Here is a 21,255-nt window from a genome sequence, read left to right as displayed (position 1 = left end):
TCTACCGGTGGGGCTCTGGCCCCACTTGCCTTCCTCAGGGCCCCGCGCCTTCAATGTCGCAACAGTAGTCTCGGTTATGCAGTCTTCATCCTGGCCGCCTGCGGCCACCCCGGCCCTGCTGCGTGCGCGGGCCGAGCTCTATGAGCGCTTGCGGAATTTTTTTCGCCAGCGCGGCGTGCTGGAAGTGGAGGTGCCGCTGCTGGCGCGCCACACCGCCACCGACCCCCATATCGACAGTATTGCCGTAACCCTGGACGGGGCTGACGGCTACCTGCAGACCTCGCCGGAATTCTTTATGAAACGCCTGCTGGCGGCGGGTGTAGGCGATATCTACAGCCTCGGCAAGGCGTTTCGCCGGGGCGAAGCCGGGCGCCGTCACAACCCCGAATTCACCATGCTGGAATGGTATCGGCTGGATCTGGATGAGCAGCAATTGATGGATGAGGTGGAGGCCCTGCTGGGCGACTGCCTGGAGCTGGAATCGATCCGCAGGGTGTCCTATCGGGAGTTGTTCGAGAGCCAGCTGGGAATCGATCCGCACCGGGCCAGTGCCGAGCAGCTGCGTGCGCTTGCCGCTGAGCACGTGGATGTGGCCTGGCAGGAGGCCGATGTCGACACCTGGCTGGATGTGCTGATGACCCATGTGATCGAGCCCGCCCTCGGCCGCGGCCTGGTGTTTGTCTACGACTACCCCGCCTCCCAGGCGGCGCTGGCCCGGGTTGCGACTGACGCTCAAGGTCAACGGGTGGCGCGGCGCTTCGAGGCCTATGTCAATGGTATGGAGCTGGCCAATGGTTACTGGGAGTTAACCGATGCGGTTGAGCAGCGTCGCCGCTTTGCCGCCGATAGTGCCAGGCGACAACAGCTGGGTTTGCCCGAGCTGGCGGCGGACGAGCACTTGCTGGCGGCGCTGGCCAGTGGCTTGCCGGCGTGCGCCGGGGTGGCGCTGGGGGTGGACCGCCTGTTGATGCAACAAGCCGGGGCGGCTGAGATTGCCGCGGTGCTGGCCTTTCCGGTGGATCGGGTGTAGCTGGCGTCCTGGGGGCCAGTAAGTGCTTGATATATATAGATTCCCGCCTGCGCGGGAATGACGGCAAGAGGGCAATATCGGAGTTCCCGGGCGGACCCTAGACGGTCGCGCCAATACCCTGGTCCATTTCCCAGGCGGGCAGGTTGGAGTCGACCCGGCCCACTACCGTTGCCGGCACTCCGGCGATAATGCTGTGTGCCGGCACCGGCTTCAGCACCACGCTGCCGGCGCAGACTTTGGCGCCGGCGCCCACTTCAATATTACCGAGTATTTTGGCACCCGGCCCAATCAGGACCCCGGCCCGCACTTTCGGGTGGCGATCGCCGCACTCCTTGCCGGTGCCGCCGAGGGTGACCGAGTGCATAATCGAGACGTTGTTTTCCACCACCGCGGTTTCACCGATGACGATGCCGGTGGCGTGATCGAGCATAATGCCCTCGCCGATCTGCGCCGCCGGGTGGATGTCCACGGCAAATACCACGGAGATACGGTTTTGCAGGAACAGGGCCAGTTCGCGGCGGTTGTGGTTCCAGAGCCAGTGCGCGATCCGGTAAGACTGCAGGGCGTGAAAGCCTTTGAAGAACAGAAACGGGGTGGACAGGTTGATGCAGGCGGAATCGCGGTTTTTGACCGCGATCAGGTCGGCGCGCAGGGCGTGACCGAGGCTGGGGTCTGCGCCCAGCGCCTGTTGTACGACCTCCCGGATCTGCATGGCCGAGGCGGCCGGGCAGTCCAGTTTGTTGGCCAGGTGAAAGCTGAGCGAGTCTTCCAGGCTGCTGTGATTGAGGATGGTGGCGTGCAGAAAACTGGCCAGGATGGGCTCGGCACTGGCCTGCTCTTCTACCTCCAGGCGAATGGCCTGCCAAATGTTGTCGTCGCTTGCGGTCATGGATCTGTTTCCCCTGGCTAATGCCACTATTATCCCCGCTCCGCCAGTGATTATCTACCAGGGCATGGACAGCGGCGGCTCTTGCAGGGCTGCCATTTGCTCGCGCAGGGTGAGGATATGGTCGGACCAATAGCGCTGGGTGTTGAACCAGGGAAAATTGCGGGGGAAGGCGGGGTCGTCCCAGCGTCGGGCCAGCCAGGCACTGTAGTTGATGATGCGCAGGCTGCGCAGGCTTTCGACCAAATTGAGCTCGGCGCCATTGAAGGGGCAAAACTGCTGGTAGCCAGCGAGAATTTTCGCCAGCTGGGTCTGTTGCTGGTCGCGGTTGCCCGACAGCAGCATCCACAAGTCCTGCACCGCCGGGCCGGTCAGGGTATCGTCAAAGTCGACAAAGTTGGGCATGTCATCGCGCCACAGAATATTGCCCTGGTGGCAGTCGCCGTGAATGCGCAGGCTTTCATAGTGGGTTTCGGCAAAGCGTTGCTGCACCAGGCTGATCAGGTGGTCGGTCAGGGTGGTGTAGGCGTTATCCAGCTCCGGCGGAATAAAGCCGTGCTCGCGCAGGAATTTAATACTGTCGATGGCGTAACCCTGGACGCTGATGGCGGGGCGGGTGTTGAACGACTTGAGGTAGCCAATGTTGTGCATGCGGCCCAGGAAGCGACCCATGATTTCGAGGTTGGCGAGATTGTCCAGTTCGGGGGCGTGGCCGCCGCGACGCTCGAACAGGGCGAACAGAAAATCCTTGTGCTGCAGAATAGTGACGCCGCGCTCGCTGAGCAGCGGCGCCACTACGGGCAACTCGTGGGCCACCAGCTCGGCACAAAAATCGTGCTCCTCCTGGATCTGGGCACGACTCCAGCGCTGGGGGCGGTAGAATTTGGCGATCAGCGGTTGCTGACCCTCGATGCCAACCTGGTAGACCCGGTTTTCATAGCTGTTTAAGGCCAGGATACGACCGTCGCAGATATGGCCCTGTTGCTCTACCGCGTCGAGCACGGTGTCCGGGGTTAGAGATTCATACGGATGCGAAAGTGTCATAGTGTCCTGTGGCGATTGAGCCCGATGAACCATTGTGCCGCAAAGCGCTGGAGCGGTCTAATCCGGAAGCTGTGCCGGCGCTCGATAATGCCTGCGTTTGCGCTCGCTGCCGGGCTTCAAGGCCAGTTATCGCCAGAGCCGTCGCGGGCGGCATATCGTCAGGTGAGTGGCGTGCGCGGTGGCGAGGGATGGGCCCGCGCAGTGCGCGCCAGGCACCAGACATCCACCCGCCGGGCGCCCGCGGCCAGCAACAGGGCACTGAGGGTGCGGGCGGTGGCGCTGGTGGTGACCACGTCATCCACCAGGGCAATGTGTCGATTGTGCAACCGGGCAGCGAAGCGCGGCGCCAATTGATAGGCGCCGTGGAGGTTATTTTGGCGCTGCTTCCGATCCAGGCCCTGCTGGCTGTGGCTGGTCCTGTGGCGGCGCAAGGCCGGGCAGGCGGAAATGGCAAAGTGTTGTTGCAGGCAGCGACTGATCCAGCCGGCCTGGTTGAAGCCGCGGCTCAGTTGCCGGGTCCAGTGCAGGGGCACTGGAACCAGTAACTCTGGCAGTGGCTGCTGGCAGTAGGCCAGCTCGATTCGGTCGATCAGCAACCGGCTCAGCAAGTGGCCATCGCGCAGGTCGCGCTGGTGCTTGAAGCGATTGATCCAGTCACTGATGGGCGGCTGGTAGGGGTAGGCGGTAATCACCCGCTGAAACGGTGGCGGGTTGGCGAGGCACTCGCCGCAGTCGACCCCGGTGGGGGTTGCGCAGGGCAGTGGATGGGCGCAGCGCGGGCAGCGTGGCAGCGGGTCGTTGAGGTCGCGCCGGCAGGCGCTGCAAAGGCTGCCCTGGGGGTTGCGGCTATAGCAGTGGCGACACAGCTGTTGCGGCAGCAGTCGCCTCCAGCCACTGGGGTTGCCGTTATGCTTACCTTCCCTGGTTGGCATAGTCTCTGTCCTGGCTGTTAACCTTGGTGGCCAATTTTGGTTGACAACTGGCTGTAACCGGTTATTATTTAGGCACTTTTTGGGTTTCAGTTTTTATCTATCAGGCGGGATTTTGCCACCAGTCGGTGCCCGAGTGCACCGGCCGAAGCTCGGCTTGGCTGTTTGCCAGAGGCAGTCGGCACTCCCACTATTATTAACGCGTCGCTGATCGGGTGACATTAACAGGTTTTCAGGATGATGGGCACTGCTACAGAAATTCGCAACGATTGGAGCCGCGCAGAAATCGCGGCACTGTTTGATCTGCCGTTCAACGACTTGATGTTCCAGGCGCAAGTCGTCCACCGCCAGCACTTCAATCCCAACGAAGTGCAGATCAGTACCCTCTGCTCCATCAAGACCGGCGCCTGCCCCGAGGATTGCAAATATTGCCCGCAGAGCGCGCGCTACGACACCGGCCTTGAGAAAGAAAAGCTGATGAAAGTCGAGAAGGTGCTGGAGGAGGCCCGGGCGGCCAAGGCCAGTGGTGCCACTCGCTTCTGCATGGGCGCCGCCTGGCGTTCACCGAAGAAAAAAGACATGCCCTACGTCACCGAAATGGTCAAAAGCGTCAAGGCGCTGGGATTGGAAACCTGCATGACACTGGGCATGGTGTCCGGTGACCAGGCGGAGCAATTGGCCCAGGCCGGGCTCGACTACTACAACCACAACCTCGATACCTCGCCGGAGTTCTACGGCGATATCATTACCACCCGCACCTACCAGGATCGCCTCGATACTTTGGGTAATGTGCGCGCCGCCGGCATGAAAGTGTGCAGTGGCGGTATCGTCGGTATGGGCGAAGGCCAGGAAGACCGGGTCGGCTTGCTGCACCAGCTGGCCACCATGCCCCAGCACCCGGAATCCGTGCCGGTCAATATGCTGGTGCGGGTCGAGGGTACCCCGCTGGCAGAGCAGGCGGACCTGGATCCGTTTGATTTTATCCGCACCATCGCCGTCGCCCGTATTGTGATGCCGAAGTCCCACGTGCGCCTGTCCGCCGGTCGCGAAGAAATGAATGAGCAAATGCAGGCCATGGCCTTTATGGCCGGTGCCAATTCAATCTTCTACGGCGAGAAGCTGCTCACCACTCCCAACCCCGAAGCCAGCAAGGATATGCAGTTGCTCAAGCGGCTCGGCATCAATACCGAGAAGTATGAAGTGCACGCCGATGAAGAGGGCCAGGAAAGCGAAGTACGACAGGCCCTGGATGCGGCGCGCTCGGATAAATTCTTCTACAACGCCGCCAGTTAATTGGTCTGGCGGCGGCGCGGGTAGCGCCGCCGTTATGTTGCTTTTAGGCTTTTATCATGTCGCTTGATGACGAATTGTCCGGCGCCCTCGACGCGCGGCGGCAACAGCATTTGTATCGCCAGCGGCGCAACGTCGAGTCGGCCCAGGGGGCGGAAGTGGTGGTTGCCGGCCAGAGGCTGGTCAACTTCTGCAGCAACGACTACCTGGGCCTGGCCAATCACCCGCATCTTGTTGAAGCGCTGCAGTCCTGCGCCAGCCACTACGGCGTGGGCAGTGGCGCGTCGCACCTGGTGTGCGGTCACTCCCGCGAACACCAGCAACTGGAGCAGGAGCTGGCTGCGGCCACCGGGCGCGAGCGGGCACTGCTGTTTTCCACCGGCTACATGGCCAATCTCGGCACCATCAATGCACTGGTGGGCAAGGGTGACGCGGTGTTTGAAGACAAGCTCAATCACGCCTCGCTGCTGGACGGCGGGCTCCTGTCCGGGGCTCGTTTCCAGCGTTTTCGACACAATGACCTGGCCGACCTGGAGGGCAAACTGGCTCGCTCCGAGGCGCGCCGCAAACTGGTGGTCGTGGATGCGGTGTTCAGTATGGACGGCGACCTGGCGCCGCTGCCGCAGCTGGCCAGCCTGTGCCAGCGCTACAACGCCTGGCTGATGGCGGACGATGCCCACGGCTTTGGCTGCCTCGGTGCGGGCGGCGCGGGCACCGCGGTGCACTATGGCCTGAGCCAGCAACAGCTGCCCATTTTGATGGGTACGCTGGGCAAGGCGGTCGGCTCGTTTGGCGCTTTTGTGGCGGGCAGTGAAGTCCTGATCGAGACCCTGATCCAGCAGGCGCGACCCTATATCTACACCACCGCCATGCCGGCGGCAGTGGCGGCGGCGACCCGAGCCAGCTTGCGCCTGATCGCGGCAGAGGAGTGGCGTCGGCAGCATTTGCACAGCCTGGTACAGCGCTTTCGCCAGGGGGCGACAGCGTTGGGTTTGCAGTTGATGGATTCCGAGACCGCCATCCAGCCGGTGCTGTTGGGTTCTGCCGAGTCCGCACTGCAGTTAGCCAGTGCGCTGCAGGAGCAGGGTTTTTGGGTGGCGGCGATTCGGCCGCCGACCGTGCCGCCGGGCACTTCCCGCCTGCGTATCACGTTCTCTGCCGCCCATTCGCAGGAGCAGGTAGACGCCCTGCTGCAGGCACTGCAACGGACGCTGGCCCTGTGACGCTATCCAATTTCAATTCCTCACCCGAGACCCATTCCCCCGAGGCGAGCCCGGGCCCGGTTCTGGCCGGCAGCGAACCGCTGGTGTTGTTGCACGGCTGGGGCAGTGACGGTCGCTCCTGGCAGCCGCTGTTGCAATATTTCGGCGCCAGTATTGAAGTGCGGGTGGTGGACTTGCCCGGTTTTGGCAAGGCCCCGGCCAGCGCCGACATCGATCGCTTTCTGGAACAATTGCTGGAGGACTTGCCGCCGCGTTTTGCCCTGCTCGGTTGGTCCCTTGGCGGGATGTTGGCGACGCAGTTGGCGGCGCGCTATCCGCAGCGGGTGACGGCGCTGGTGACCCTGGCCACCAACGCCTGCTTTGTGGCGCGCGCGGATTGGCCCGAGGCCATGGACCCGCCGACCTTTGAACGTTTTAGCGCCGGTTTGGCCGCGGACGAGGGCCAGACCCTGCAGCGCTTTGCCGGCCTGATGGCCAAGGGCGATGCCCGTGCCCGGCAGTTACTCAAGCCGCTGCGCCAGTGTGCCCAGAGTTCCCGTGAGGCCACTGCCGAGTCCTGGCAACAGGCCTTGAATTGGTTGCAGGCGCTGGATAATCGTTCGGCCCTGGCCGCCATGACGGTGCCGGCGCTGCACCTGTTCGGCGCCGCTGATGCCCTGGTGCCGGTTGCCGCTGCCCGCGCCGTGCGCGCCTTGAACCGGGACCAGTTGGTCGAAGTTGTGCCGGCCACCGGGCACGCCCTGCACTGGTCGGCGCCGGCGACGATCGGCGCCCGCATCGGCCGTTTTCTGCAGGCCGCCGAGCGCGCGGTGGCCAAGCGCAAGATCGCCCGCTCCTTCGGCAAGGCGGCGGCGACCTACGACAGCGTGGCCGAACTGCAGCGCCAGGTGGGCCATAGCTTGCTGGCGCGGGTGGCGCCGCCGCGGGCAGAGCTGTGCCTCGACCTGGGCTGTGGCACCGGTTATTTTATGCCCCAGCTGGCGCCGCGCTTTGGGCAGGTGCTGGGGCTGGACCTGGCGGAAGGCATGTTGCGCTACGCCCGGGAAAAGCGCGGCGACTTTACCTGGGTGTGCGGCGATGCCGAATACCTGCCGCTGGCCGAGGGCGCTGTCGACTGTATTTTTTCCGCCATGGCGCTGCAGTGGTGTGCGGATTTACCGGCCCTGTTCCAGGAGTTGGGCCGGGTGGTGGCGGCCGATGGCCGCGTTTATATCGCCACGCTCGGGCCCGGCACCCTGGCGGAATTGCGTGCAGCCTGGAGCGAAGTTGACCAGTACACCCACGTCAATCAATTTGCCGGTGAAGCGGCTATTCGCGCGGCGCTGGCAGGCAGTGGCCTGGCGTTGCGCAACTGGCACACAGAGACAATCGTTATGCACTACAAGGATGTGCGCGAGCTCACTTACGAATTAAAGACCCTGGGCGCTCACAATATGAATCGCGGCCAGAGCGGCGGCTTGACCGGCCGCCAGCGCATCCTGGCGTTCAAGCGCGCCTACGAAAAATTTCGCGATGCCCGGCAGCGCTTGCCCGCCAGCTGGGAGGTGTACTACCTGGAGTTGGCCCGGCAGGAGGGTGACCATGGCTAAAAAGAAATACTTTGTCGCCGGCACCGATACCGATGCCGGCAAGACGCTGGTGGCTTGCGGCATTCTGGAAAAGGCGCGCCAGCTGGGGTTGACCACGGTGGCTTGCAAGCCGGTGGCGGCAGGCTGTGAAGAGACCGACGCGGGCTTGCGCAACGACGATGCGCTGGCCTTGATGGCGGCCATGTCCCAGCCGCTGCCCTATGCCCAGGTAAACCCGATTGCCCTGCGGGAAGCGGTGGCCCCGCACATCGCGGCTCTGCATGAAGGGCGTCAGTTGTCGGCGGCGCGACTCAGTGGCTTTTGCCAGGGGGTGCTGTTGCAGTCGGCGGACCTGGCCATTGTGGAGGGCGCCGGTGGCTGGCGGGTGCCGCTAAACCCCCGCGAAACCATGGCGACCCTGGCGGTGGAAATGAAGCTGGCGGTGATTTTGGTAGTGGGTATGAAGCTCGGCTGCATCAATCACGCCCTGCTGACCACTGAAGCCATCCAGCGCGACGGCCTGGTGCTGGCGGGATGGGTGGCCAATCGGGTGGACCCGGACATGAGTTGCTTCGAGGAAAACCTGCAAACCCTGACCACCTTGCTGCCAGCACCCTGCCTGGGAGTGGTGCCCTTCCTTGAGCCGCCGACCCGCCAGGCGGTGGCCGATTGCCTGGATATTTCGGTTCTGATTTAAGCGCCAGGCGTGTGTTTTAGCGCGCCGGCAAGCGGGAGCAGACCGGGCTGATGCCATAAAAATCGAGTTCTTAACAGAAATTGTTCTTAAAGTAAGCGCTAAATCGCCGGCTTTTGTGTGTTTTTTGCGCGCAAATTGCGTAGACTTCAAGCATCAGTGTTAAATCTTTGGAGTTACCCCATGGCAGTTGATTCAATTGCGAACACGGGCTTGCAGGGCATGTTGATCAGCCAGCAGCAAATGGCGAGGTCGGCCAATGACATCGCCCAGGTTGATACCCGGCCCCCAACCGAAGTGGAGCGCAGTGTGGCGCGCGCCGCGGAACCCGCCGAGTCGACCAGCCAGAATAAGCTGGAACCACTGCTGCAGATGAAAGCCGAGCAACTGGTGTTTGATGCCAACGCCAAGGTCGCGTCGACAGAGGATGAGACCCTGGGGGCGCTGCTGGATACGCGCGCCTAGGTTCGCGGGCACTGGCCCTCGGGGCGGGTACCACCACTATCCCGGGTGCCAACGACACAATATTTGGGTATTATTTGGTCAATATAAAGGACCCGGGCAGCGCTGAGTCTTTTAACGATTTTACGGGGTATTTTCTCAAGGATTAATTCGAGATGAGTGGATAAATAGCTGCAGCAGCAATGATTACTCCCTCACTGCCATCCAATTTTGCCAATGCCGTCTCACCCTTCAGTTCGGTGGGGCGTTCTCCCGTGGGCACCGAAAATATCGAGGCCCTTAACACTCCCTTTAAACCCGTCGAAGAACTCGCCGAGAGCAGTCGCCAGCAATCGCGCTCGTCCATTGCCGAGCGCGCGGTGCTGGCCGAGGAGCAGCCCCAGGGTGTGCGGCATAACGGCGAGCAGGAGGAAGAGCGCCAGCGCCAGCAGCAGGAAACCCAACAACAGGAAAGTAAACAGCAGGAAAGTAAACAACGGGAAGCCGAGCAACAGCTGATTCGGGAGCTGGCCAGTCGCGACCGCGAAGTTCGCGCCCACGAGCAGGCGCACACGGCGGTGGGCGGTGCCCTGGCCGGTGCACCGGTCTACCAGTTTCAGCGCGGGCCGGACGGGGTCAGTTACGCCATCGGTGGGGAAGTGCCCATCAGTATCGGCCAGGTTGCCGGTGACCCGGAGGCGACATTGCAAAATGCCCGGCGGGTGCAGCGTGCGGCACTGGCGCCGGCGGAGCCCTCTCCCCAGGACCGGCGCGTGGCAGCCCAGGCAGCCCAGGTTGAGCGCCAGGCACAGCAGGAGATTGTGGCGCGGGCGGCGGAAGAGCGCGAGATACTGGCCGCAGAGCTGGAGGCCGAGCGGGAGGAAAAAGCCCGTCAGCGGGAGGAGCAGCAGGCAGAGCTGGCGCAGCGGGAACAGGTCCGTGCGCAGCAGCAGGAGGCTGGGCTGGATGATAGCGTGGTGCGCAATAATATTGATCTCAATCGCCGCTTGATCGAAATCGGCGTCTTCCCGACTTCCAATCCCACCGGTGGCTTGCTGAATCTGTTGGCCTGAATCTGGCGCCGGTGCTGCCCTTATCCCTGGTGCTGCCCTTTTCCCTTGCTAGCCTTTCTCGTCCGAAGCGGATGGTGCCCCGCGTCTTACCGGTAATTGCGGAAATCCGCTCACAATAAACCGTCGAACCTTGGTCTGAGCTGAGGAATCGAACCTACGGGCGGGCAGCGGGTAATACCCCGAGCAGCCAATCCATGAGGCGGATGGTGATGGGCAACTATTTGCGCTACAGTGATCGCCCGTCCATCCTAACCCCAGCGAGAGAGTAGAGGCGTGTCTGCACATCCCGGATCTGAACATTACAAGTCTGAACATTGCGAGTCTGGCAATCAGTTGTCGCCCGAGGACCAGGCCCGGGTCGACAAGGTTATCGGCTCCGGAGTCAATCAGGTTGAGCGCGCCCCGTTTCGGGTCTGGCGCTTGTTCCTGGTGATCTGGCTGGTGTTAGTGGGCTTGAGTGCGGTGAGCTATTGGATCGCGCTGGAGCACGGTGTGGTTTAAGCCGGGCAGCGCGCCAGTTTAGGATCGCTTCGCTTTAGGGGCGCGTCGCTTCAGGATTTCGGTACCCAGCGCAGCGGTTCGCCAAAGTCGTCGACCAACAGTGCTTTCTTTTCTTCGCCGTTGCGGCGCCTGGTCTTTTTGACGGTGGTGGTTTTTGGTTTTTGCCGGCGCGCTTCGATGGCCTTGATCTCCGACATTACCGGGGTGCGGGTTTGCTCATTGCGTTCCAAATGGGGCGGCTTTGCCAGTTGGGAATTGTTTTCGCGCCCACTCTCGCCCTGGCGAAATTGGCTGACAGCCCCGCCTTTGGCCAGGAAGTCGTCGACCTGGTGGTCTATTTCAGCCCTGATTTGTGCCTTGGTCTTGATTGGTTTCATAGCGCCTGATGATTGGGTTTTTGCCAGCATTCCTGGCAAGCCTGCTATTATGCAGTACTTTTCCGTCTAGCTGGTTATTTTCCGGTGACAGAATGGTGATTTCAAGTCTTCACAGGGCAGGCAGGCCGCTATTTCATGGGTGAGAAGCACTACATCAGCGCCAATGAGTTGTTACAAGACTCTTTCCGGCTGGGGCTGGATATCGTTCGCAGCGGCTTTCGGCCGGATTTTATTGTCGGGGTCTGGCGCGGTGGCACGCCGGTGGGGATTGCGGTGCAGGAGATTCTGCAGGTGTGCGGCATCAGCACCGATCATATTGCCATTCGAACTTCATCCTATAGTGGTATTGCGACGCGGGACAAGCAGGTGCGGGTGCACGGGCTCGAATATCTGGTGGACAATGTCAGTCGCGCCCACTCGGTATTGCTGGTGGATGATGTGTTCGATACCGGTTTAAGTCTCGCCGCTGTTTTGCAGGCGCTGCAGGATAAAGCTGCCGCTGCAGCGCCGCTGGATATTCGCATCGCCACGCCGTGGTTTAAGCCGGCCAACAACCGGACGGACTTTCGGCCGCACTTCTATTTGCATGAAACCGATCGCTGGCTGGTGTTTCCCCATGAGTTGGACGGCCTGACCGGAGCAGAAATTGCGCAGCACAAACCGGGGGTAAAAGCGCTGTTGGATGAATTTGCATTGGGGGAAGTGTTGGCGGGGAAGCTGTCGCCCTGAATGTGGTTTTCCGCCAGTTATTGCGATTAAACCCAGGCCTGGATTCGGTTTTAACCCGGTTTGGTTTTGGTTTTAACCCGGCCTGGTTTCGGTTTTAATCCGGTTTGGTTTTGGTTTTAACCCGGTCTGGTTTTGGTTTTAACCCGGCCTGGCTCCGGGTGCTTGCTTTCAAGACTCGCCGTTGACCCATCCCTGGGGGCTCCACGACAGCATCCATGCTGTCGAGGGTCTTGAAAGCAAGCACCCGAAGCCAGACCTACCTTCGCGCCAGCTTTAAGAATTTTAGTGTTAGAGGTATTTAGGAAAATTTGTGAGTGCTTTTGTGCATTGCTGTTTTGGTCAGCGCGAACGCCTTGCAAATATTAAGGTGGTGCAGCGGTAACTTTAACTCCAGTCGCAATTCTTTCTGGGTCATCAGGCTCGACGCCATTAGAAGGCCCAACCTCTACAACCGACCCAATCCCATCACCAGCGTCCATTCCAACCCGTGCCTGTTTGCGGGCCACCTCGCGGACGATATTGCGCAGCCATTGGCCCAGAGGGCTTTGCTGCAATTGGTTGTGCCAGCACATGTGTAACTGCAGCGGCTCGGCGTTCGCCCCCAATGGCAACAGGCTCAAGCCCTGGATTACCGATTGGCAGAGGCCGATTGGCAGCAGGGCGAGCCGGGCGCTGTTGCGCACGAACGCTGCCGCTGCGGTGGGGCTCTGCACTACCACGGTTGGCTTGATTGTGGGGGCTCCCGGCAGTGGCAATGTCAGGCGGTGGTTTGGGTTATCTGTTTGCAGTGCCGTGGCAACAAATTCGGCGTCGAGGATCTCGGCGGCTGTGGTGGCGGGAGGGCGGCAGTGGGGATCGTAGAACAGGCCTTGCTGCAGTGTTAATAGTGGTTCGCTGATAATGTCGGTCGGTGTTGCGGGGTGCAGGCTCAGTGCTAACAGGGCGGCATTCTGGCGCAGCAGGATGGAGGGTTGTGGGGGACAGTCGACGATGCGCAGGCTGGCTTGCGGCGCCTGCTGGCGGAGGCTTGCCAGCACCCCGGGCAATAGAAGGTCGCGGCTGTAATCGTTGGCGGCTATGACGATCTCGCTGGCGTAGCGGCCCGGTTCAAGGCTGTGAGCGGCGGTGATTCCTTCCAGCAGTTGCAGTGCTTGTTCGATGTTCGGCTTTATTCTGCGCGCGTAATCCGTCGCTACGATCGAGCGGCCGGCCCTGACAAAGAGCGGGTCCCCCAGTTCATCGCGCAATTTCTCCAGTGCGTGACTTACCGCCGACTGGCTGATTCCCAGCTTGTCCGCTGCGCGGGTGATGGTTCCCTCTTCCAATACTGTGAGCAGCAGCTGCAATTGCCTGGTGCCAAGGTTGATTTCGCGTTTGTTCATACCATCCATGAGTGAAGCCCTCTTAATTCGGCGCAAATAGTATATATAATGATTATGAGAATCAATTGCATTTAGAAGGTTTGAGCATGTCCACCCCAACCCAACTGGATTCGGCCGCCGGCCTGTTAGCTCCCATGCCTGGGGCCGCGGCCCAGGCATGGTCTGAAGCGTTGGCATTGGCCAGCAGTGGCGGGCCTATTGTTTTGCTGCTGGCGTTGTTGTCGGTGCTGGTCAGTGGCCTGGCGCTGGTGAAAATCTGGCAGTTTGCCCGTTGCGGCCTGTATTCACGCAGGTCGACCCGGCGCGCCGCCGCTGGTCTGGCGCATTGGCGCCAGAGGGAATTTGAGCAGGCGCGCCGCTTGCTGGCAGGGGCCCGGCATCCGCGCCTGCGGCTGCTGGACCAGGCCTTGACGCTATTGTTGGCAGGCAAGCTGCGAGGCCAGCCGCTGGTGGATGAGCTCAACCGTCTGGCCCTGGCGCAGTTGGCGCTGTTGCGCACTTACTTGCGGCCGCTCGAGGTTATCGCCGCGCTGGCACCGCTGATTGGTTTGCTGGGCACGGTACTGGGCATGATCGAAGCTTTCCAGGCGTTGGAGGCGGCGGGTAAAAACGTCGACCCGGCGCTGTTGTCCGGGGGTATCTGGCAGGCTTTGCTGACCACCGCGGTGGGGTTGCTGGTGGCGATACCGGCGACTCTGTTGCACAACTGGTTTGACCGCCAGGTGGAGGTCTGCGGCCAGCAGATGGGCGACAGCCTGGGGGCGCTGTGGGCGATAGAGGCGGCGGGTGAGACTGCAGGTGAGACTGCCGGTGAGAGTGCCGGTGAGACTGCCGGTGAGAGTGCCGGTGAGAATCCGCGCTGTTACCCGCGGGCGATTTCCTGAGCCCGACAGAGAGACCCGGTCATGAATTCTGTTGCGCTGTTTGAATCTCTGGCTGCATCCGGCCGGCGCCGGCCCGTGGCGGTCAGCCTTACACCTCTCATTGATGTGGTGTTTATTTTGTTGCTGTTTTTTATGTTGACCACGAGTTTTGCCCGCTACCACAGTCTTGATTTCAATATCTCGGGGGGCGCTGCGGCAGCTCCTTCGATCGTAACTGAGGCGCCAGTGCTGGTGGAAGTACTGCCCGGCGATCGCTGGCGTCTGCATGAGCAGGAATACCGGAGGCAGGACCATAGGTTTGAGCTCGTGCTGGAAGAGCTTCTACAGCGCGATGCCAGGGTGCTGGTGAGTGCCGGGGATGGACTGACGCTGCAGGGTTTGGTGAGTGGCATCGAACACTTGCAGCAATCGGGCTTGCAGAAGTTGGATCTGGTTCCCTCACGAGACAGGGGGGCTGCCCATGTCGATTAATACCAGGCGGTTTTCCGGCCAGTTGCTTGAGCCGACGGCGAGGCCCCGCAGCAACGCCGACGACGGCATGATTCCGCTGATCAATATCGTCTTCCTGCTGCTGGTGTTCTTTATGGTGGCGGGCCAGCTGGCAGCGCCGCCGAGTGCCGCATTTGACGCCCCGGACAGCGCCGTCCAACAGCCGCTGGCAGAGGGCGACCATACACTGCTGCTGGGGGCGGACCACAGCCTGTGGCTGGATGGCCAGTTGTTGCCGGAATTGACGCTGGAGGCATTGCGCGGTGCCGGAATTGCTGCCGACCAGACGCTGGTGTTGCAAGCCGATGCCAATTTGCCGGCCGCGAGCCTGGACCCGCTGTTACCAATTTTGCGCAGTGCCGGCCTCGCCGGCTTGCAGCTGGTGGTCGAGAGTTCGGGTGCCGGTCGATGAGCCTGGAGCGGGCGGACATTGGCTGCGGCCAGTTGCTACTGGCACTTCTGCTGGCCGGCGCAGTGCACCTCGGTGTGGCCGGCTTGTGGCTGCTGCCAAGTGCCACCGCGGGGGCTCGTGGCGCCGGTGAGGGCGGGGTGGAAGTGGGTTTGGGTATGTTGGGTAGCTATGTCGATTCGGCGGAGCGGGTGGCTTCTGAGTCTGAGCCGGCAACGGAGCAAAGCGCGCCTGCTAGCACCGAGGCCCCTGTTGAAACCGAGACCCCTGTTGACACTGAGACCCATGCAGCCAGGCCGGTAGCAGCCCCGCCTTTGCAGCGCGAGCTGAGCCAGGCCCCGCCCCCGGTGCAGCCGGACTTGCCTGCTCCATTCCCGGTATCAGAAGCAGCACCAGATACAGCACCAAAAGCGATACCAGAAGCAGCGCTGCTATCTGCGGCCGCCGCTGGTGCGCTGCCGCCAGAATCGGTAAACGAGTCGGTAAAAGAGCCGGTAAATGAAGCGCCCAGGCCTAATGAGTTGCTGCCAGCGTCACCGGCGGAGCCGCAGGCATTATTGGCCGCTGCTGCGTCCCCAACCGGACCAGCCAACGCTGCGGCGCCGCAACCGGCCTCGGCGGCACTGCGCAAGGGCAGCGGCACGGCCCGCAGTGTTAGCAGCGGCGGGCGGGCCGGCAGTGTGCAGGATTATTTTACTGAGTTGATGGCCTGGCTGAACCAGCACAAGGACTATCCCGGCGCGGTGAAAAAGAAAAAACAGCAGGGCACGGTGGTCATTCAATTTGCCATTGACCGCGCCGGCAAGGTACTGCATTCGAAAGTAAAGACCAGCTCCGGCTATCCACTGCTGGACCAGGCGGCGCTGCAAATGCTGGCGGCGGCGGAGCCCCTGCCGCCCCTGCCGCGACAATTCAAGCGCGAGCAATTGACCCTCGCGATTCCGATTGAGTACGCCTTGCGCACTGATTGATTAACGGCACACAGAGGCCAAATTTTAACGTTGAAACAGCAGGAGAACAGCATGACCGAGCAGAACAAATTATCCCAGCCCCTCACCTTGCGCAGCCCCCAAAAACTGGCGGGCAGTGGCCAGTTTTACCGCGGCGCTTTGGCGCTCAGCCTGACCGGTATCCTCTCTGGCAGCCCGGCGCTGGCGCAGGAAGAAGAGCCCATTATGCTCGATACCATGAGCATCGAGGACCGCACCCTCGACACCAACCCCTACGCCGAGCCGGGTGCCCCTTACAAGGCGCGGGTGTCAGGCGATAAGCGTCGGGTCAAGGAGCTGGCCGAGACACCGCAGACCATCACGGTGTTGACCCAGACCGCGATCAAGGATTCCGGCAAGAGCGATCTGCGCGATGTGTTGGCGGCCCAGCCCGGGATTTCCCTGGGCACCGGTGAAAACGGCAACGCCTTTGGTGACCGCTATGTGATTCGCGGCCACGAGGCGCGCAGTGATGTGTTTGTCGACGGTCTGCGCGATCCGGGCATGACCACTCGGGAAAGCTTTGCGGTGGAACAGATCGAAATCACCAAGGGCCCCAGCTCCACCTTTGCCGGTCGCGGTTCCACCGGTGGCGCGGTCAACAGCATTACCAAACAGGCCAGCACGGAGTACAACTTCAGCAAGGTCGAGGCCGGCGTTGGCACCGATGCCTATCGCCGCCTGACCCTGGACAGCAACATCAAGCTGTCTGAGGACCTGGCGTTGCGGGCCAATGTGTTGAGCGCTTACGAGGAGGTGCCCGATCGCGAGCCTGCCGAACGGGAGCGCAACGGTATCGCCCTGTCCAGCGCCTGGCAGGCGACGGACAAACTCGACCTGGTAGCTGACTACTACTTTCTTGAGGCCAGCGACCTGCCGGATTTGGGCTCCTATATCGACAGCAGCAGCGGCAAGCCGGTGCGTGATATTCCGGTATACAGCCAGAGTGAAGACTTCCTCGACTCCGAGGTGGAAACCTTTACCCTGCGCGCCGGCTATCAACTGGCCGATAACCTGCGGCTGGAAAACGCGACCCGCTACGGCAGCACTGATAACGGCTATGTGGTCACCGGTACTCGCGGCACCACCCTCAGTACCCACCAGGGTTGGCAGGAGGTGGAATACCTCGCTAACCAGACCAACCTCTATTGGGATACAGAGCTGGGGGGCAAGGCGCACCAGTGGGTGTTCAGTGCCGAATACACTCGCCACGATGTGGTGAACGGAGTCTATGACTACACCGCCAACGGCACCCCTAACTGCGGCACCAGCTACTGCATTGCCGACGATGATGGCAACTACTACAGTGATCTTCACAATCTGATGCAGCGCAGTATCAGTAAGGGGGATGCGGACTCCGACTACAATATCGACACCTGGTCACTGGCGTTGATGGACACCATTACCCTGGATGACCAGTGGAGTGTTTTTCTCGGTCTGCGTCTCGACAGTTTTGATTATCACAACGTGGTCACCAGCGGTGGCACTGCCTCCGAGTGGGACTACTCCGACGAGCTGTGGAACGGTCACGTCGGTGTGGTTTACCAAATCAGCCCGGTGGCCAATGTCTACCTGAGCTATAGCACCTCGGCCAATATCAATGGCGGCGAATCCGATGTGGGTGGCAGCTGTGGCTACGGCGGCTTGTGCGGCGAGGTGAGTACCCTTGGCCAGAGCCAGCCGGAAAGAACGGAAAATATCGAACTCGGCAGCAAGTGGAACCTGTTGGACGACAAGTTGCTGGCCACCCTGGCGGTATTCCAAATGACCAAGGACGACGTTATGGAGGGCGCCGATTACACCACCACCGGCACCTTGAATACCGGTAAAAACCGCGTCGACGGGGTGGAGGTGTCGCTGGTGGGCAATCTTACCGAGCAGTTGAGTGTCTATTTCGGAGCCTCGGTGATGAATGCGGAAGTGCTGGAGTCCTACAATGATGGCGTCAATATGACCAGCGATCGCAGTGGCAACCCGGTGTTGACCAGCGATGCCCGCGGTAAAACGCTGGCCAATTTCGCCGATAAGAGCGCCTACCTGCAGTTGCGCTACCAGCTCAGCAGTGCGTTTGCCTTCGGTGTCTCGGCCAACTACTCGAGCCCGGTGTACACCGGACAGCCGGACAGTGCCGCCAACGAAGACCTGGGGGTTCCCAGCTACACAGTCTACGACCTGTTCGCCAGTTACGCCTTTAGCGACAAGCTGACAACTCGCCTGAACCTGGGCAATGTAACCGACAAGGACTACTACCTGACCGCTTACCGCAGTGGCGCCTTTACCTATTTGGGGGATCGTCGCAATGCGCAGTTGAGCCTCACCTATGAGTTCTAATCCGAAACGTGTGCAGGCTTGTGCGCTTGTTTTAGTGCACGGGGGGCTCTAGCAGATGGAGAACTCGGTGTCTTGGTCAGCTTCAGAGTGGCCCGCCAAGTTGACTCATATCCCCCCGGAGTTGGTTTGCGTGGAGGATTATGAGCGCCTCGCGGCGCAGTTCGTGCCGGAGTCGGTGCTCGCCTATTTTTCTGGCGGCAGTGCCGACGAGCACGGCCTGGTTAGAAACCGCCAGCGCTTTACGGCGCGGCAGTTGTACAGCCGGGTGCTGGCGGATGTCAGCCAGGGCAGTACACGCTGCCGGCTGTTGGGGCAGGAGCTGGAACACCCGCTAGTGCTGGCGCCATTGGCCTACCAGGGGCTGGTGCATCCGCAGGGGGAACTGGATACCGCCCGCGGGGCTGAAGCGGTGGATGCCTGTATGGCGGTGAGCACTTTGTCCAGCTACCGGCTGGAGGATATCGCTGCCCACTCCAGCGCACCGCAGTGGTTTCAGCTCTACTGGCAGGAGCGCCGCGCCGACACCCTCAGTCTGCTGCGGCGGGCCGAGCGGGCTGGTTACAGCGCCCTGTTGCTGACCGTGGATGTGCCGGTACAGGCGCTGCGCAATCGGCAGCAGCGCAGCGGTTTTCAATTGCCGGCCCAGGCGGCTGCCAACTTGTCGGAGTTTGCCAGCCCCGCAACCGTGGAACTGGCCCCCGGCGCCAGTCGGGTATTTCAGGGCATCATGGCACAGGCGCCGAGTTGGCAGGATATTGCCTGGTTGCGCCAGCAAACGGACTTGCCACTGTTGTTGAAGGGTGTCACCCACCCGGACGACGCGGTGCGGGCGCGGGAGCTGGGCTGCGCGGGGGTGGTGGTGTCCAATCACGGCGGCCGCGCGCTGGACAGCCTGCCGGCCAGTATCGATGTGCTGGCGGCGGTGCGCATGGCGGTGGGGGCGGAATTCCCCCTGTTGCTGGATGGAGGCGTGCGCAGCGGTGAGGATGTGTTCAAGGCCCTGGCGCTGGGCGCCGATGCGGTGATGGTGGGGCGCCCCCAGGTCTTTGCCCTGGCCGTTGCCGGGGCGTTGGGGGTGGCGCATATGCTGCGCAGCTTGCGCGAGGAGTTGGAGGTGACCATGAGCCTGTGCGGCTGCGCGAATCTGGCGGCTATCGGCCCCCAGTCACTGGTGAATCCGGCGGGAGAGCTGTCGTGTTGTGTGTGATCGAGGGGCTGTTGAGTACGGAGGAGGCCGGGCAGGTGCGACATCGATTGCGCGGTGGCCAGTGGCAGGACGGTCGCTCAACGGCCGGCGCCCTGGCGCAGCAGGTGAAGAGCAATCAGCAGCTGGCGCCGGCCGATCCGCTGGCGCAGCAGCTGGGCGAGCAAATTCTTGCCCGCCTCGGTCAGCACGCGCTGTTTACCAGTGCCGCCCTGCCGGAAAAAATATACCCGCCCCGGTTTAATCGCTACGCCAATGGCGGCCGCTACGGCACCCATGTGGACGGGGCGATGATGGTGCTGCCGGGTAGCGGCGAGTTATTGCGCAGCGATTTGTCGGCCACGCTGTTTTTATCGCCGGCGGATGAGTATGAGGGTGGCGAGTTAATTATTGAAACCGAGTTCGGCGCGCAGCAGGTGAAGCTCAATGCCGGCGACCTGGTGCTGTATCCGTCGAGCAGCCTGCATCAAGTGGCGGCCGTTACCCGCGGGGAGCGGGTGGCGGCGTTTTTCTGGGTGCAGAGTATGGTGCGCGACGCCGCCCAGCGCAGCCTGTTGTTCGATCTGGATCAGTCGATCCAGGCCCTGGCCGGGAAGTTGGGGGTGGATGACGCTGAAGTGCTGCGCTTGAACGGGGTCTATCACAACTTGTTGCGGGGTTGGGGGTTGTAACGCCGGATACCGGCCCGGGTAACGATTGGGATCGTACCGGGCCGGGACTTTTAGCGCAGACTGTCGTTAATGGATTTGAGCATGCCGCTGCCGGGGCAGAGGCTGCTTTCGGTGAGGCTGCTGAGGGGTTTGTGGGTGGTGTTGATCACGTCGTGCAAGTCGACCGGGTCAGTGTCGACGTAGAGCAGGCCGGTCAGTACTTCGCCGCGCTCTTGATGGTCCTTGATGGCGCGCAGGGCGGAGCGGCGGTCGTGCACGTTAAAGCCCTCGATGGCCTTGTGCAGGTGGATGACGGAGCCGTCGTGGAGAGTCACTTCCTGGGTGGTGCCGGGGTCGTACTGGGTGGTGATTTCCTTTTCCATGGGCACGAAGTCGATGCTGGAGGTGGCCTCCTGGTGTTCGCGCACAAAGTCGTAGCTTTTCTTGGAGCCGGGATTGTTATTGAAAGTGACGCAGGGGGAGATAACGTCGATAAAGGCGAAGCCGCGGTGGGACATGGCGGCTTTCATCAGCGGCACCAGTTGTTGCTTGTCGCCGGAGAAGCTGCGGGCGACGAAGGTGGCGCCCAGTTGCAGGGCCAGGTTGGCCAGGTCGATGGGTTCGAAGGTGTTGCTGACACCGGACTTGTTGACCGAGTCGAGGTCGGTGGTGGCCGAGTTCTGGCCCTTGGTGAGACCGTAGCAGCCGTTGTTCTCGACGATGTAGAGCATGTTCAGGTTGCGGCGCGCCACGTGGGCAAACTGGCCGAGGCCGATGGAGGCGGAATCGCCGTCGCCGGAGACACCGATATAGGTCAGGTCGCGATTGGCGAGGTTGGCGCCGGTGGTGATGGAGGGCATGCGGCCGTGCACGGAGTTGAAGCCGTGGGAGTTGCCGAGAAAGTAGGTGGGGGTCTTGGAGGAACAGCCGATGCCGGATAACTTGGCCACCCGGTGCGGTTCGATGGACATTTCAAAGCAGGCGCTGATGATGGCGCTGCTGATGGAGTCGTGGCCACAGCCGGCGCAGAGGGTCGAGAGCGCGCCCTCGTAATCCTTGCGGGTAAAGCCCAGTTTGTTGGTGGGTGACAGGGGGTGGCGAAAGTTGGTGATGATGTAGGACATGGTCAATT

The 21,255-nt window shown here is 61.7% G+C and carries 22 protein-coding genes; 16 read left to right on the top strand and 6 right to left on the bottom strand.

Annotated features, from left to right (window positions below; genetic code table 11):
* The first annotated feature begins 76 nt into the window (after positions 1-76).
* Entirely contained in the window at positions 77-1,030 is a 954-nt protein-coding gene (epmA, locus tag G8764_RS17400) for an EF-P lysine aminoacylase EpmA (protein WP_166165940.1), read from the top strand.
* Positions 1,031-1,127: 97 nt separating this feature from the next.
* On the opposite strand, the gene cysE is transcribed toward epmA, so the two are convergent.
* The 3 genes from cysE to G8764_RS17385 form a co-directional block, all read right to left on the bottom strand.
* On the bottom strand, positions 1,128-1,919 hold the full coding sequence (gene cysE / locus G8764_RS17395) for a serine O-acetyltransferase (RefSeq protein ID WP_166165939.1): 792 nt from the start codon (positions 1,917-1,919) through the stop codon (positions 1,128-1,130).
* A gap of 54 nt (positions 1,920-1,973) precedes the next feature.
* Positions 1,974-2,960: a serine/threonine protein kinase gene (locus G8764_RS17390; protein ID WP_166165938.1), complete on the bottom strand. Its 987-nt coding sequence runs from the start codon at positions 2,958-2,960 to the stop codon at positions 1,974-1,976.
* Positions 2,961-3,118: 158 nt separating this feature from the next.
* Positions 3,119-3,892: a ComF family protein gene (locus G8764_RS17385; protein ID WP_166165937.1), complete on the bottom strand. Its 774-nt coding sequence runs from the start codon at positions 3,890-3,892 to the stop codon at positions 3,119-3,121.
* A gap of 234 nt (positions 3,893-4,126) precedes the next feature.
* Between G8764_RS17385 and bioB the strand changes: the two genes are divergently transcribed.
* The 7 genes from bioB (at position 4,127) to G8764_RS17350 (ending at position 10,679) form a co-directional block, all read left to right on the top strand.
* Entirely contained in the window at positions 4,127-5,182 is a 1,056-nt protein-coding gene (bioB, locus tag G8764_RS17380; RefSeq protein ID WP_207951941.1) for a biotin synthase BioB, read from the top strand.
* A 56-nt stretch (positions 5,183-5,238) separates the two neighbouring features.
* Positions 5,239-6,402 carry an 8-amino-7-oxononanoate synthase gene (gene bioF, locus G8764_RS17375; protein ID WP_166165936.1) on the top strand — a complete coding sequence of 388 codons (1,164 nt, stop codon included), beginning with the start codon at positions 5,239-5,241 and terminating at the stop codon, positions 6,400-6,402.
* Entirely contained in the window at positions 6,399-7,991 is a 1,593-nt protein-coding gene (bioC, locus tag G8764_RS17370; RefSeq protein ID WP_341806411.1) for a malonyl-ACP O-methyltransferase BioC, read from the top strand. Before bioF ends, bioC begins: the two co-directional genes overlap by 4 nt.
* The gene (bioD, locus tag G8764_RS17365; protein WP_166165935.1) at positions 7,984-8,667 is read left to right on the top strand and encodes a dethiobiotin synthase; all 684 of its coding nucleotides are present in this window, start codon (positions 7,984-7,986) and stop codon (positions 8,665-8,667) included. The genes bioC and bioD overlap by 8 nt, the downstream gene beginning before the upstream one ends.
* 180 nt (positions 8,668-8,847) lie before the next feature.
* Positions 8,848-9,129, top strand: a complete 282-nt coding sequence (locus G8764_RS17360) for a hypothetical protein (protein ID WP_166165934.1) — start codon at positions 8,848-8,850, stop codon at positions 9,127-9,129.
* A 179-nt stretch (positions 9,130-9,308) separates the two neighbouring features.
* Complete coding sequence (locus G8764_RS17355; protein ID WP_166165933.1) at positions 9,309-10,178, top strand: putative metalloprotease CJM1_0395 family protein; 870 nt, start codon at positions 9,309-9,311, stop codon at positions 10,176-10,178.
* A 273-nt stretch (positions 10,179-10,451) separates the two neighbouring features.
* The gene (locus G8764_RS17350; RefSeq protein WP_166165932.1) at positions 10,452-10,679 is read left to right on the top strand and encodes a DUF3094 family protein; all 228 of its coding nucleotides are present in this window, start codon (positions 10,452-10,454) and stop codon (positions 10,677-10,679) included.
* Positions 10,680-10,729: 50 nt separating this feature from the next.
* On the opposite strand, the gene G8764_RS17345 is transcribed toward G8764_RS17350, so the two are convergent.
* Positions 10,730-11,056, bottom strand: coding sequence for a hypothetical protein (locus G8764_RS17345; RefSeq protein ID WP_166165931.1), 327 nt, complete (start codon positions 11,054-11,056; stop codon positions 10,730-10,732).
* 135 nt (positions 11,057-11,191) lie between these two features.
* Here G8764_RS17345 and G8764_RS17340 point away from each other — a divergent pair, with 135 nt between their 5' ends.
* Positions 11,192-11,785 (top strand): phosphoribosyltransferase, encoded by a 594-nt coding sequence (locus G8764_RS17340; RefSeq protein ID WP_166165930.1) that lies wholly within the window; start codon positions 11,192-11,194, stop codon positions 11,783-11,785.
* 362 nt (positions 11,786-12,147) lie between these two features.
* Here the strand turns inward: G8764_RS17340 and G8764_RS17335 are convergent, their stop codons facing one another.
* On the bottom strand, positions 12,148-13,167 hold the full coding sequence (locus G8764_RS17335; RefSeq protein WP_166165929.1) for a LysR family transcriptional regulator: 1,020 nt from the start codon (positions 13,165-13,167) through the stop codon (positions 12,148-12,150).
* Positions 13,168-13,253: 86 nt separating this feature from the next.
* Between G8764_RS17335 and G8764_RS17330 the strand changes: the two genes are divergently transcribed.
* The 7 genes from G8764_RS17330 (at position 13,254) to G8764_RS17300 (ending at position 20,144) form a co-directional block, all read left to right on the top strand.
* Positions 13,254-14,051, top strand: a complete 798-nt coding sequence (locus G8764_RS17330) for a MotA/TolQ/ExbB proton channel family protein (RefSeq protein WP_166165928.1) — start codon at positions 13,254-13,256, stop codon at positions 14,049-14,051.
* Between the two features lie 21 nt (positions 14,052-14,072).
* Positions 14,073-14,522, top strand: coding sequence for an ExbD/TolR family protein (locus tag G8764_RS17325; RefSeq protein ID WP_166165927.1), 450 nt, complete (start codon positions 14,073-14,075; stop codon positions 14,520-14,522).
* Complete coding sequence (locus tag G8764_RS17320) at positions 14,512-14,952, top strand: ExbD/TolR family protein (protein WP_166165926.1); 441 nt, start codon at positions 14,512-14,514, stop codon at positions 14,950-14,952. Before G8764_RS17325 ends, G8764_RS17320 begins: the two co-directional genes overlap by 11 nt.
* Entirely contained in the window at positions 14,949-15,920 is a 972-nt protein-coding gene (locus G8764_RS17315; protein WP_166165925.1) for a TonB family protein, read from the top strand. The genes G8764_RS17320 and G8764_RS17315 overlap by 4 nt, the downstream gene beginning before the upstream one ends.
* 51 nt (positions 15,921-15,971) lie before the next feature.
* Positions 15,972-18,269, top strand: a complete 2,298-nt coding sequence (locus G8764_RS17310) for a TonB-dependent receptor (RefSeq protein ID WP_166165924.1) — start codon at positions 15,972-15,974, stop codon at positions 18,267-18,269.
* A gap of 67 nt (positions 18,270-18,336) precedes the next feature.
* Complete coding sequence (locus G8764_RS17305; protein WP_341806410.1) at positions 18,337-19,476, top strand: alpha-hydroxy acid oxidase; 1,140 nt, start codon at positions 18,337-18,339, stop codon at positions 19,474-19,476.
* On the top strand, positions 19,464-20,144 hold the full coding sequence (locus tag G8764_RS17300; protein WP_166165922.1) for a Fe2+-dependent dioxygenase: 681 nt from the start codon (positions 19,464-19,466) through the stop codon (positions 20,142-20,144). Before G8764_RS17305 ends, G8764_RS17300 begins: the two co-directional genes overlap by 13 nt.
* 50 nt (positions 20,145-20,194) lie before the next feature.
* On the opposite strand, the gene G8764_RS17295 is transcribed toward G8764_RS17300, so the two are convergent.
* A complete protein-coding gene (locus tag G8764_RS17295) occupies positions 20,195-21,247 on the bottom strand; it encodes a 2-oxoacid:ferredoxin oxidoreductase subunit beta (RefSeq protein ID WP_166165921.1) in 1,053 nt (350 codons plus the stop codon).
* Positions 21,248-21,255: the final 8 nt, after the last annotated feature.

The organism is Pseudomaricurvus alcaniphilus (genome assembly GCF_011440395.1).
GTDB classification, from domain to species: Bacteria; Pseudomonadota; Gammaproteobacteria; order Pseudomonadales; family Cellvibrionaceae; genus Pseudomaricurvus; species Pseudomaricurvus alcaniphilus.
This window is presented reverse-complemented; position numbering and strand designations above follow the sequence as displayed.

Bases quoted from the DNA above. Each gene is read 5' to 3' on its own strand.
- epmA (WP_166165940.1), top strand. From the start codon at position 77: ATGCAGTCTTCATCCTGGCCGCCTGCGGCCACCCCGGCCCTGCTGCGT.
- cysE (WP_166165939.1), bottom strand. From the start codon at position 1,919: ATGACCGCAAGCGACGACAACATTTGGCAGGCCATTCGCCTGGAGGTA.
- G8764_RS17390 (WP_166165938.1), bottom strand. From the start codon at position 2,960: ATGACACTTTCGCATCCGTATGAATCTCTAACCCCGGACACCGTGCTC.
- G8764_RS17385 (WP_166165937.1), bottom strand. From the start codon at position 3,892: ATGCCAACCAGGGAAGGTAAGCATAACGGCAACCCCAGTGGCTGGAGG.
- bioB (WP_207951941.1), top strand. From the start codon at position 4,127: ATGATGGGCACTGCTACAGAAATTCGCAACGATTGGAGCCGCGCAGAA.
- bioF (WP_166165936.1), top strand. From the start codon at position 5,239: ATGTCGCTTGATGACGAATTGTCCGGCGCCCTCGACGCGCGGCGGCAA.
- bioD (WP_166165935.1), top strand. From the start codon at position 7,984: ATGGCTAAAAAGAAATACTTTGTCGCCGGCACCGATACCGATGCCGGC.
- G8764_RS17360 (WP_166165934.1), top strand. From the start codon at position 8,848: ATGGCAGTTGATTCAATTGCGAACACGGGCTTGCAGGGCATGTTGATC.
- G8764_RS17355 (WP_166165933.1), top strand. From the start codon at position 9,309: ATGATTACTCCCTCACTGCCATCCAATTTTGCCAATGCCGTCTCACCC.
- G8764_RS17345 (WP_166165931.1), bottom strand. From the start codon at position 11,056: ATGAAACCAATCAAGACCAAGGCACAAATCAGGGCTGAAATAGACCAC.
- G8764_RS17340 (WP_166165930.1), top strand. From the start codon at position 11,192: ATGGGTGAGAAGCACTACATCAGCGCCAATGAGTTGTTACAAGACTCT.
- G8764_RS17335 (WP_166165929.1), bottom strand. From the start codon at position 13,167: ATGAACAAACGCGAAATCAACCTTGGCACCAGGCAATTGCAGCTGCTG.
- G8764_RS17330 (WP_166165928.1), top strand. From the start codon at position 13,254: ATGTCCACCCCAACCCAACTGGATTCGGCCGCCGGCCTGTTAGCTCCC.
- G8764_RS17325 (WP_166165927.1), top strand. From the start codon at position 14,073: ATGAATTCTGTTGCGCTGTTTGAATCTCTGGCTGCATCCGGCCGGCGC.
- G8764_RS17320 (WP_166165926.1), top strand. From the start codon at position 14,512: ATGTCGATTAATACCAGGCGGTTTTCCGGCCAGTTGCTTGAGCCGACG.
- G8764_RS17315 (WP_166165925.1), top strand. From the start codon at position 14,949: ATGAGCCTGGAGCGGGCGGACATTGGCTGCGGCCAGTTGCTACTGGCA.
- G8764_RS17310 (WP_166165924.1), top strand. From the start codon at position 15,972: ATGACCGAGCAGAACAAATTATCCCAGCCCCTCACCTTGCGCAGCCCC.
- G8764_RS17295 (WP_166165921.1), bottom strand. From the start codon at position 21,247: ATGTCCTACATCATCACCAACTTTCGCCACCCCCTGTCACCCACCAAC.